Origin of the sequence: Psychromonas hadalis ATCC BAA-638 (assembly GCF_000420245.1) — a bacterium.
GTDB classification, from domain to species: domain Bacteria; phylum Pseudomonadota; class Gammaproteobacteria; order Enterobacterales; family Psychromonadaceae; genus Psychromonas; species Psychromonas hadalis.
Genome location: NZ_ATUO01000323.1, coordinates 1 through 1451, shown reverse-complemented (window position 1 = coordinate 1451; position 1451 = coordinate 1). Strand labels below are relative to the sequence as shown.

The 1451-nt window shown below is 41.4% G+C and carries 3 protein-coding genes; all 3 read right to left on the bottom strand.

Features of this window, described 5'->3' with window-relative positions:
• Window positions 1–122: 122 nt before the first annotated feature.
• Window positions 123–776 carry a beta-ketoacyl synthase N-terminal-like domain-containing protein gene (locus G322_RS0119295; RefSeq protein WP_342662430.1) on the bottom strand — a complete coding sequence of 218 codons (654 nt, stop codon included), beginning with the start codon at window positions 774–776 and terminating at the stop codon, window positions 123–125.
• An 80-nt stretch (window positions 777–856) separates the two neighbouring features.
• Window positions 857–994 (bottom strand): hypothetical protein, encoded by a 138-nt coding sequence (locus tag G322_RS23625; protein ID WP_022943287.1) that lies wholly within the window; start codon window positions 992–994, stop codon window positions 857–859.
• Window positions 991–1451 (bottom strand): ABC transporter permease (locus G322_RS0119285; protein ID WP_156874007.1); only part of this gene is annotated, 461 nt, incomplete at its 5' end. The genes G322_RS23625 and G322_RS0119285, both read right to left, overlap by 4 nt.

The following is a 1451-nucleotide window of genomic DNA, read 5'->3' as shown; positions in this document are numbered from 1 at the left end:
CGAGTAGAATTAATGACAACTTTCAAACCTTCAATTTTGCAGTTTGAAGTGCGATGAGCTAGATGCGAAATATTATCAAGTCGTTTGGGTATAGTTGATGCAACCCACTTGCTTAATATAGATCATGACACTCTCTTACTGATAATCAGCGAAGTATTATTACCACCAAAACCAAAATAGTTCAGTAAAAATGTGCCAGAGTGACAATTCATGGTACTTTGCAGTGGCGACCAATTTAACTGTTCATCTGTTTTTCCAAAATTTGGGGTTGAGGGGATAAACCCTGCATCGACACTTTCCATTAAAAGCAACAACTCACTTACCCCACAAGCCCCTAATGTATGACCAATATAAGGTTTAAAAGAGAAGAAGCTCGGTTGCTCTTGAAACAGTAGTTTCATGCCATTGATCTCTGCCACATCCCCCATCGGACTGCCAGTGCCATGCGCTTTAACCACATCGATATCATCAATATTTACACCGCTAACGGTTAATGTTTTTTGCATCACATCAAAGATACCTGTGCCATCCACTTTTGAACCGGTCACACTGGCGGTTTCACTGCGGCTAATGCCGCCTTTAAAAACCCACGTACTATGTTGAACCTCTTCTCGGCTAAAAAAAACAGCCGCTAATGACTCGCCTAAAACTAACCCTTTTCTCTCTGCATCAAAGGGTTTAACACAATTATTCGTGAGTAATTGCATTGAGGAAAACCCTTCATAAGAGAGCGGAGCAAACATCTCTAGCCCAACCACTAACGCATAATCGATAATGCCCGCTATAAATCGGTTTATAATTGAGTTTGAAGACCGTTTAAAGCGCCACCTGTAAAATGGTAATTACACAGAATTATTTACAGGGTCCCGCTTTCAGGCGAGAAGAGTAAAACCTCGTCGCTGATATCATCAGCCGTGAACTCCTCTTTTTCACATTCATCAATGATCATCTGTTTTAAGTCTTGTTTAAGTGCCTCATCTTGTGAACCTATCATGCCACTCTTCCTATTTTTATCTTAAATATGATTGTTGCGATTAACAGTGCAACCAAGCCAAAACTACTTAACGCCAGTATTTCGTTAATAACATCACTGAAACCACCTTGGCGCAAGAAAATATCTAAGTAACCTTCAAGGCCCCAAGACATGGGCGAGATGTTGGCGAGATCTTGCATAAATGCGGGCATCACAAATTTGGGCACCATAATGCCACCAATAGCCCCTAACAAAATATTAATAATGCCACCAATCGTGGTTGCTTGTTCAGTGCTATCGACACTGGTGGCAATCAAAATAGATAATCCGATAGCGGCCAAACTTAATGAAAAAGACAGTGCAATAAGCGCTGGCAACGAACCACCGTAAGCGTCTGGGTAATGGCACCTAGCTACGCTTAATATTCCATGGTAGCAACGCATCAATATCATTCGGGTTTTCAGCAATCTGCTGCAAG

What these genes read in the sequence shown, in the direction of transcription:
- G322_RS23625 (WP_022943287.1), bottom strand. Translation starts at nt 994, where the DNA reads ATGATAGGTTCACAAGATGAGGCACTTAAACAAGACTTAAAACAGATG.